General features: G+C 40.9%; 2 protein-coding genes and 1 pseudogene. All 3 read right to left on the reverse strand.

The window, feature by feature from the left end:
- A pseudogene (locus tag QZ334_RS05840) lies at positions 1–467 on the reverse strand (M23 family peptidase); the annotation flags it as partial.
- Positions 468–536: 69 nt separating this feature from the next.
- Entirely contained in the window at positions 537–1,058 is a 522-nt protein-coding gene (locus tag QZ334_RS05845; protein WP_295232692.1) for a DUF4446 family protein, read from the reverse strand.
- Between the two features lie 96 nt (positions 1,059–1,154).
- Positions 1,155–1,280, reverse strand: a 126-nt coding sequence (locus QZ334_RS05850; RefSeq protein WP_295232704.1) for a hypothetical protein, incomplete at its 5' end; no start/stop codon positions are given.

Raw genomic sequence — 1,280 nt, forward strand, 5'->3', positions numbered from 1 at the left:
GAGAAGTTAATGGATTGCATAGCCATAAGGTCTTGCGCACCACCATCGCGAAGGATATTACGCATTGTATAGAAGCTAACTAGCAATTTTTGTGCGTCCTTGTCCATTTTGGATAGACGCGCTGATAATTGTGCCGCCGTCAGCGTCTTTACTTCGCTTTCATCAGCGGCTGGCTGCTTTGGGTCGCTACCGTCCCCTCCACCTTGAGATGGTGTGCCAGATTCAGCGCCCTTAAGCATTTGCTTATTTTCTTCGCTAATTTGATTTAAGTTTTGGATTTTCTTATCTAGAACATCTGTCTTTTGTTGTAATAATTTCAGTTGTTCCGATTGCAATTGTGTCTGTTGACGTAATTGCACTACCTCAGCTTGGCGCACGATGCCCCAAATGCCGAGAACCAACGCCGCGATAATTAAGATAGAGCCAACAATGGCTGCTACTTTCGCCTGCTTGGTTGTTAATGTCAATATGCAGTTGTCACCATTTCTTTCAACTTTGTTTGAAATAAATGCCGGTACTTTCAATACAAACCTTCCTTATTTAGAAACGATGGCGCTCGTTAACGCTTCCTCATTGGTGCGTTCGCCCAACGCTTCGTTCAAACTCTCTAATTCTTCTTGTGAAAGACTTACGAGACTTTTACCTTTCACAATGGGTTTACTAAAAATACGGGATTCATTACGACCGTAAATACTGGAGATACAGATGCCGTTATTGTTGCCGTCAAGCAATGTAAGCGCAAAGGACAAATCATTCCCGATATTTTCAAAGGCATTATATTTAATAAAGCCAATTTTTTGTATCGTATTGCTTTGAATATTGCGGATCGCAGCTTGCTCAGTCAACATTGTCTCAAGACCCTTAGCAGCATCGCGAATTTCGCTAACCTCTAAAGATAATTTACGTTCTAGGCTCGCACCATTATCCCCTTGCATAAAGAAATCGTATTTCTTTTTAAGGCTCCCTAAGCGAATGTGCAAGATGACACAATACACTAACAACGCTATAACAAGGACGATGGTTGCCATGCCAATCCACGGTTGAATCGATTCGAACATGTATATTCCTTCCTATACAATCATTCAAACTCCAACACTTAATTATACCATTCTTATTGTGAAAGTTAAATGACTGCATACAATTTAATTTAATAACTACCCCTTTAATTCATCAACAAACGGGCTTATTGCTCGTTCTAGTATACCATGTAGAGCGGCTATGAGTACACCGTAATTTACAATTGGTGTGCCTTGTACAACGGCACATTCAATGCGTCGTAA

Origin of the sequence: Veillonella sp., from assembly GCF_019414865.1 — a bacterium.
Classification (GTDB): Bacteria; Bacillota; Negativicutes; order Veillonellales; family Veillonellaceae; genus Veillonella.

Excerpts from the sequence above, each read along its gene's own strand:
- QZ334_RS05845 (WP_295232692.1), bottom strand. The coding sequence starts at position 1,058 with ATGTTCGAATCGATTCAACCGTGGATTGGCATGGCAACCATCGTCCTT.